This is a genomic window from Streptomyces sp. NPDC007162 (assembly GCF_040634175.1).
GTDB lineage: Bacteria > Actinomycetota > Actinomycetes > Streptomycetales > Streptomycetaceae > Streptomyces.
In genome coordinates this window covers 1-7,071 of record NZ_JBEYFC010000464.1, presented here as the reverse complement: position 1 = coordinate 7,071, position 7,071 = coordinate 1, and the positions used below count along the sequence as shown (strand labels likewise).

The following is a 7,071-nucleotide window of genomic DNA, read 5'->3' as shown; positions in this document are numbered from 1 at the left end:
GGGTCGTGTCATCGTCGTCGGCGGTGTACTTGGTGCCCGAGCGAGGCCGGCGCTCGTCACGACCCGGGCCGCGCGCCGCGGCGCGCGGCCCCTCAGGCGAAGGGCTGGTACCCATAGGCGAGAGCAATCCCCTCAAGCGAGCGGCCGAGAAGGTCTCCGACGCGCTGCGCGGCGACCACACGGGCCCCGTCGGCGACGTCCCCGGCAAGCCGGGGCCCGATTCTCCCCCGGTCGCGGAACCGACCGAGGCGCGTGGTCCGCTGCCGCCGAAGCCGGACCAGAGCGGCCCGGACACCTACTCGCCGACCGGGCAGCCGACCGGGGCCGGCCGGGACCGGGTGGCACAGGCGGGCAGTCATCTCACGGACGCCCAGGGGCATCGCCGCCCCGACACCGACCACTCGCTGAAGGCGGGCCCGCGCGGTCCGGTCCTGTTGCAGGACCACCATCTGCGCGAGAAAATCATGCACTTCGACCACGAGCGGATCCCGGAGCGGGTGGTGCACGCCCGGGGCGCCGGCGCGCACGGCGTGTTCCAGAGCTACGGGACGGCCGCCTCGGTGACGAAGGCGGCGTTCCTCGCCAAGGACGTCCAGACACCGGTCTTCGTACGGTTCTCCACCGTGCTCGGGTCCCGGGGATCGGCCGACACGGTACGGGACACCCGCGGCTTCGCCACCAAGTTCTACACCGGCGAGGGCGTCTTCGACCTGGTCGGCAACAACATGCCGGTCTTCTTCATCCAGGACGCCATCAAGTTCCCGGACGTCGTGCACGCCGCCAAACCGCACCCGGACCGGGAGATCCCGCAGGCGCAGAGCGCGCACGACACCTTCTGGGACTTCGTCACGCTGCACACCGAGGCCACCCACCACACGCTGTGGAACATGTCCGACCGGGGCATCCCGCGGTCGTACCGGACCATGGAGGGCTTCGGCGTGCACACCTTCCGCCTGGTCGACGCCAAGGGTGCGACCATGCTCGTGAAGTTCCACTGGAAGCCGAAGCTCGGCGTGCACTCCCTGGTGTGGGAGGAGGCGCAGATCATCAACGGCGTCGACCCGGACTTCCACCGCCGGGACCTCGCCGACGCCATCGAGGCGGGCGCCTACCCCCAGTGGGAGTTCGGCATCCAGACCTTCCCGGACACCGAGAACCAGACCTTCGAGGGCATCGACCTCCTCGACCCGACCAACCTGGTCCCCGAGGAGCTCGCGCCGGTGCAGCCGATCGGGCTGCTGACCCTCAACCGCAACCCGTCGAACTTCTTCGCGGAGACCGAGCAGGTCGCCTTCCACGTCGGCCACCTGGTGCCCGGCATCGACGTCACCGACGACCCGCTGCTCGCCGGCCGCCTCTTCTCCTACCTCGACACCCAGATCACCCGTCTCGGCGGCCCCAACTTCGCCCAGCTGCCGATCAACCGGACGCACGCGCCCGTCAACGACATGCTGCGCGACGGCATGCACCAGACCGCCGTGCACCGGGGCGTCGCCCCCTACCGCCCCAACTCCCTCGACGGCGGCTGCCCGTTCGCCCCGGGCGCGGACCTCGGCGCATACGTCGAGGCCCCGGTGTCCGTCCCCGCTTCGAGGAAGGTACGGGAAGCACCGGAGTCGTTCGCGGACCACTTCAGCCAGCCTCGCCGGTTCTGGCTCAGCATGAGCCCGGTGGAACGCGAGCACATCATCGGCGCCTACACCTTCGAACTCGCCAAGTGCTACGAACCGGCCGTCAGGGAACGCGGGCTCCAGGTGCTCGCCAACATCGACCCGGAACTGTGCGCGCAGGTCGCCGCCGGTCTGGGGCTGCCCGCGCCGGAGCCGACCGTGCCGCTCGCCGACGTGGCGCCCAGCCCCGCGCTGTCCCAGATCGGCCGGACCTGGCCCACCGAGGGCCGGATCGTCGGCATCGTCACCGGCCCGGACGGCGACCTGGACGGCGTACGCGCCGTGCGGGACGCCGTGGACGCGGCGGGCATGGTGCCGCTGGTGGTGGCCCCGACCGGGGGTTTCCTGGGAGACGGCGACGGCGAGCTGCCGGTGCACCGCACCTACGCCACCGCCCGGTCGGTGGAGTTCGACGCCGTCCTGGTCGCCGGCGCGCCGGGCCTCGGTGACGACGCGTACGGTGCCCGGGACGCCAAGGCGGGTACGGGCAACGGCCACCGGCCCGGCCACGACCCCCGGGTGGCGCTGCTGCTGAACGAGACCTTCCGGCACGGCAAGGCGATCGGCGGCTGGAAGGGCGCCGAGACCGCCCTGGAAGGGGCGGGCGTGCCCGCCGACGCGCCCGGCGTGATCGTGGGCGACGGCGGCCCGGAAGCCCTTCAGCAGGTCATCGCCCTCCTGGGCGAACACCGCGTCTGGGAACGCTTCCCCGCCCAGGTATGACGCCCTGGCGGCGGGCCCCGGACCGGGGTCCGCCGCCGGCACGCGGGTCGCGTTCGGCCGTTCCGATGTGGGGTGCCGGGTACTCGTGCGGGGCCGTCGCATCGTGCGGGCGGCAGGAAGCGAGGCAGCGAGCCATGACGACATCGATGCCGGGGACCCGCCCCGGGGTCCGCCGGGTCCGCACGGACCTGCTCGGGATCTACCTCAACGACCACCTCGCCGGGGCCACCGCCGGGACCGGACGCGCCCGGTTCATGTCCCGGTCGCACAGTGACCCGCCGTTCGCGGAACCGCTGCGGAACCTCGCGGGCGAGATCACCGAGGACCGTACGAGTCTGCTGCGCATCATGCGCGGCCTCGGCATACCGGCACGCCGGTACACGGTCGCGGCGGCCGGTGTGGCCGAGCGGCTCGGGCGGCTCAAGAGCAATGGGCGCCTCGTGCGGCCGTCCCCCCTGACGCTGGTCGTCGAACTCGAGTTCCTCCGGCTCGGGGTGACGGGCAAGGAACTCGGCTGGCGGACCCTGCGGTCCCTGGCCGAGGCCGACGACCGCCTCGACGAGCGGGAGCTCGACCGGCTGCTCGCACGGGCCGAACAGCAGCTGAGCACCCTGGAGGAGCTCCGGGTCAGGGCCGTGCGGAACGTGTTGCTCACCGGCTGACGGCGGAGTCGGGGCGAGCGCGTTCCAGGGCCGCGAGCAGGTGTCCCGAGGCGCTGCGCAGCGTTGCCTGTTCGGCGTCGAGGGCTCCTGGTGAGGCGAGGCGGTCGATGAGCTCCCGGTGGGCCCGGCGCGCGGCGTCGAGTCCGGCCGGCTCGCCGTGGTGCGGGCCCTGCTCGTGGGGCCCCACCGCGAGGGCGGCGGCGCGCAGGAACGCCAGGAGCGGATCGCGGGCGTCCGGGGGGACGGCCTCAGGGCGCGTCTCGATGTCCATGAGGGAGCGCATCAGCGCGAGCAGCCGGTCGGTGATGTCGTACCACGCGGTGTCCGCCACGGCGGGCGGCGGTGCGCCCACCGGTTCGGGGTCCGTGTGGCGCCGCAGCCGTCGCAGGGGGTTGAGCCGCAGGCTTTCGTCGGACCAGCGGCGGGCCGCCCGCAGATCGGTGAGGACGTCGCCCAGCCAGCGGGCCCGGTCGTCCCAGTCGTCCGGCTCGTCCGTCGCCTCCCCCTCGGCCAGCCGGTCCGCGGCGTCGGTGAGCAGCCGGGCGCTCTCGGCGGCCAGCTGGTGCCGCAGCCTCCGGACCCGGCGGTCGTGGACGGGGGGCAGCACGAGAGCGTTGACGCTCAGGCCCACCACGGCCCCGAGAGCGGTCTCCAGCAGCCGGTGGACGATGTCCATCGGTCCGTAGGTGCCGTAGGCGATGACGAACAGGGCGGCGGTGGGGGCGTAGAGCCCCTGGGCGCCGAAGCGGGCGTACGTGCCCAGGAGGACGGTGGCCGGCAGGGCGAGGGCGAGCGCGGCCAGGGTGTCGCCGGTGACGACCCCCGCGAGGGCGGCCAGCAGGGTGCCCAGCACGACCACGGCGAACTGCTGCAACGCCGAGACGAGGGAACGGTAGACGGTGTCCTGGACGAGGAAGAGGGCGGTCCACGGCGCCAGGAGGGCGAACGGGGCGTGCCACCACCAGCCGGCCAGCGCCCAGGCGAGGACCGCGGCGGCCGCCGCCTTCAGCGACTGCACCGCCGTCTCCCGCTCCGGGCCGCGCTCGGTCACCGACCTGCGGACCGAGCGGCCGACCGCACGCAGCTCACCGGTGGTGAAGCGGACGAAACTCATGGACCCCCGGTACCTCGTCCGGGCGGGGACAACCACCGGCACCCGCGGGTCGGACGGGGCCTTCGGGGAACTCGGGACCTCGACCCGTCCGCGGTGAGGCGGACGGCAGGACGACAGCGGGACGGGACCGGCATGTCCAGCCCTCGGCAACCCGAGCAGCGGGCCCCGTGACCGTCCGCGAGAACAGCCGAGAGCAGTGAGGAGAAGCGTGATGCCTGCCGGATCGAGTGCCAAGCGGGAACGGCAGTACGAGCACATCAAGAAGAGCGCCCAGGACCGGGGCGAGTCCGCCGGGCGGGCCGAGGAGATCGCCGCCCGGACCGTCGACAAGGAGCGCGCGCGGTCGGGCGAGTCGAAGAGCGCGAGCAAGACCTCGACCCGTGACCCCAAGTCCGCCTCCCAGCGTGGCGGGGAGCGCTCGCACAGCGGTGCGCAGGGCCCGACCAGGGACCAGCTGTACGAAGAGGCCAAGAAGCGCGACATCCACGGCCGTTCCTCGATGACCAAGGAGCAGCTGCAGAACGCGCTCGGCCGCTGAGACCGGGACAGACCTGCCCCGCGGCCACGGGACGACCCCACGGCCGCGGGCGCAGCGCCCGTCAGGGCCTGCCGCCGCTCCGGTGCTCAGGTAGCGCAGGACGGGCTCGGTGAGGCGTTCCCCGGGGAGCACGACGGGGATTCCCGGCGGACAGGGCGTGATCATCAGCAGCTGCTCGGCCCGCTCCAGTACCCGGCCCCGGGACAGCCGGTCGTCCGGTCCTCCGTTCCACAGGACGTCACCGTGGAAGACCGCGTCGCCCAGGATCGCCCGGGCCCGCGGGTCGTCGCGACAGCGCGCGAGGGCATCCAGCACGGGTGCTTCGTCATGAGGAGGACGCATGGGGGCCGGAGTTCCCACGACGACCGGCCGTACGCCCGTTGCCCGGTCCTGCGGTGGGGTACCCGGCAGGCATTCGTGCGGGACCGAGCGGGGTGACGGAAGGACGGAGGTGTCATGGCCGCGGGACCTGGTGCCGGGCACGAACGGCGGCACGTGATCATGTCTGCCGACCGTTCTCTCCCACAGGGAGGTGATGACCATGACAGCTGACCCCTCCGCACGCTCGTCCGGCGACGGCGGCGAACCGTCCGCGGCGGAGGAGAGGCTCCGCGTCATCGAGGCACTCTCCGCCGCGGCCCGGGGCGTCGAGGCGCAGAAGGCGCCGGAGGCGTTGTGCCGTGCCTGCGTGGGGCTGCTGCCGGTCACTGGCGCCTCGGTGTCGATCTCCGGAGGACGGACGGTGCGGGCCACCTGGTGCGTCAGTGACGAGGTGGCGTCGCAGCTCGCGGAGGCGCAGTACACGCTGGGCGACGGCCCGTGTCAGTCCGCGCTGGACGGGGGCGCCCCGGTGCTGGCGGTCGATCTCGGCGGCGGCCCGGACGGCCGACGATGGCCGATCTTCGCACGTCAGGCCGTGGAACTGGGAGTGCGGGCGGTGTTCTCCCTACCGCTGGGCGTGGGCGGCGCGGCGATCGGCACCCTCGATCTGTACCGGGACCGGCCCGGCGGTCTTTCGGACCGCGAGCTGGGCATCGCCCTGTGGGCACGGGACGCGGTCACGTTCGCCGTGATGGATCTGCATTCCCGCCACGACATGGGCGAACGGGCGCCCGAAGAGGGGGTGGCGTCGTGGGTGGAGGCGTCCGAGGCCGAGCACAGCGAGGTCTACCAGGCGATCGGCATCATGATGGTGCAGCTCGACGCGGACCCGGAGGAGGCTCTGGACCGTATGCGGGCCCGTGCCTTCGTCGACGGACGTACGGTCACCGAGGTGGCCCGGGACGTCGTCGCCCGCAGGACCCGCTTCCGGCCGGAGGCGGACGGCGGGCCTGGCGACCAGCAAGGCCGGCGTGACACCGGCGACGACGGACCGGACGATGAACGGTCATGAACCGCGAACAGCAGCAGGGCTTCCGCACCCGGCACGCCACCGTCCTGGCCGCCAGTGACCGCGGTGGCCGGCGTTTCGTCGTGGGGCTGGGGGCAACCCGGTGGGACAGGCGACGCACAGAGAGAAGATGAGACGCCGTGACCAGGCGAACCGCAGAGAAACCGGCCCTCCGAGTGACGAAGACCGGCTGGGCGAAGGCACGTCGCCTCCCGCGCAAGGGGGTACGTACGTGCGTCGCGGCGGTGGCTGACCGGAGTGCCTCACCGGGCGCGCGCGCCGGCACCGAGTGGAACATCGTCAGGGGCGACGACTGAGCCGTCTACGCGTGTCCCCGCCCCTGGCACACCGTCTCCCGCCGCGCGTCCGACCGGCCCCCGTCCTGCGGCCGGTCACCGGCCCCGCGTACTCGCGAGACGGCGGCGGTCAGCTCCCGCCGGACCCGTTCCGGCAGCGACACGCCCTCCACGGTCGTCACCACGTCCCTCGCCAGCTGATGCAGTTTGATGTTGGTGTGCTGCGACGCCGTGACCAGCACCTCCCACGCCTGCTCGGCGTTCAGCCCGAAGCCGGCCATGAGGATGCCGCGGGCCAGGTCTATGTCCGGGCGCGTCCGCAGAGCCCGCCTGAGCTGGACGACCTCGGTCTGGAGCAGGCCTTCGAACCCGACTGCGGCCGGGCCGGAGGAGTCACCCCGGGCCACGAAGAGGGAGTAGGTGTCCGTGTACGTCAGCAGCCGTTCCGCGGCCGGACTGGCGGCGGTGAGGGCGACCGTCTTGTCCATCGTGGCGGCCTGACCCCGCACGGCCAGCAACACGTTGAGCGCGGAGCAGTCCGCGAACGTCAACCCGGAAAGGTCCAGGTCCACGCCCTCGGCGGCGCGCCCGAGGGCGTCGTGCAGAGCGTGCTGGAGGTCCCGGCTGTCGTCGAGGCGGTACTCACCGCCCACGGCGACGGTCACCCGCTTCCCGGCC

General features: G+C 73.0%; 6 protein-coding genes and 2 pseudogenes. 4 read left to right on the top strand and 4 right to left on the bottom strand.

Annotated elements, in window-relative coordinates:
- The first annotated feature begins 113 nt into the window (after positions 1–113).
- Positions 114–2,393 (top strand): catalase, encoded by a 2,280-nt coding sequence (locus ABZ646_RS36085; RefSeq protein ID WP_360528697.1) that lies wholly within the window; start codon positions 114–116, stop codon positions 2,391–2,393.
- A 134-nt stretch (positions 2,394–2,527) separates the two neighbouring features.
- A complete protein-coding gene (locus ABZ646_RS36080) occupies positions 2,528–3,055 on the top strand; it encodes a hypothetical protein (protein ID WP_360528694.1) in 528 nt (175 codons plus the stop codon).
- On the opposite strand, the gene ABZ646_RS36075 is transcribed toward ABZ646_RS36080, so the two are convergent.
- The gene (locus ABZ646_RS36075) at positions 3,045–4,169 is read right to left on the bottom strand and encodes an aromatic acid exporter family protein (RefSeq protein WP_360528691.1); all 1,125 of its coding nucleotides are present in this window, start codon (positions 4,167–4,169) and stop codon (positions 3,045–3,047) included. The genes ABZ646_RS36080 and ABZ646_RS36075 overlap by 11 nt on opposite strands.
- Positions 4,170–4,380: 211 nt before the next feature.
- Here ABZ646_RS36075 and ABZ646_RS36070 point away from each other — a divergent pair, with 211 nt between their 5' ends.
- A complete protein-coding gene (locus ABZ646_RS36070; RefSeq protein ID WP_360528688.1) occupies positions 4,381–4,707 on the top strand; it encodes a plasmid stabilization protein in 327 nt (108 codons plus the stop codon).
- A 120-nt stretch (positions 4,708–4,827) separates the two neighbouring features.
- On the opposite strand, the pseudogene ABZ646_RS36065 reads toward ABZ646_RS36070, so the two are convergent.
- Positions 4,828–4,872, bottom strand: a pseudogene (locus ABZ646_RS36065) (hypothetical protein); the annotation flags it as partial.
- Positions 4,873–5,049, bottom strand: a pseudogene (locus ABZ646_RS36060) (ornithine decarboxylase); the annotation flags it as partial.
- A gap of 199 nt (positions 5,050–5,248) precedes the next feature.
- Between ABZ646_RS36060 and ABZ646_RS36055 the strand changes: the two are divergent.
- Positions 5,249–6,100, top strand: a complete 852-nt coding sequence (locus tag ABZ646_RS36055) for a GAF and ANTAR domain-containing protein (RefSeq protein WP_360528685.1) — start codon at positions 5,249–5,251, stop codon at positions 6,098–6,100.
- Positions 6,101–6,419: 319 nt separating this feature from the next.
- Here the strand turns inward: ABZ646_RS36055 and ABZ646_RS36050 are convergent.
- The coding region (locus ABZ646_RS36050) for an ANTAR domain-containing protein (RefSeq protein WP_360528682.1) at positions 6,420–7,071 on the bottom strand (652 nt) is incomplete at its 5' end.